3 tRNA genes are annotated in these 318 nt (G+C 57.2%); all 3 read right to left on the reverse strand.

Annotated features, from left to right (window positions below):
• Window positions 1-3 precede the first annotated feature (3 nt).
• Window positions 4-76, reverse strand: a tRNA-Ala gene (locus tag AC1DIT_RS28660).
• A 14-nt stretch (window positions 77-90) separates the two neighbouring features.
• Window positions 91-164 (reverse strand) — tRNA-Pro (locus tag AC1DIT_RS28665).
• Between the two features lie 10 nt (window positions 165-174).
• Window positions 175-248: transfer RNA gene (locus AC1DIT_RS28670), tRNA-Arg, on the reverse strand.
• Window positions 249-318 lie beyond the last annotated feature (70 nt).

Here is a 318-nt window from a genome sequence, read left to right on the forward strand (position 1 = left end):
AAGTGGAGCCTAGCGGGATCGAACCGCTGACCTCCTGCGTGCAAGGCAGGCGCTCTCCCAGCTGAGCTAAGGCCCCATGTTTTAAAAATATCGGGAAGACAGGATTTGAACCTGCGACCCCCTGGTCCCAAACCAGGTGCTCTACCAAGCTGAGCCACTTCCCGTTAATAAAAGCGCGCCCGAGAGGACTCGAACCCCTAACCTTTTGATCCGTAGTCAAACGCTCTATCCAATTGAGCTACGGGCGCATATGGTGCCGAGGGCGGGGGTCGAACCCGCACGGTGGTCACCCACCGCAGGATTTTAAGTCCTGTGCGT

The sequence above is a fragment of the Bacillus sp. 05T22 genome (genome assembly GCF_056396765.1).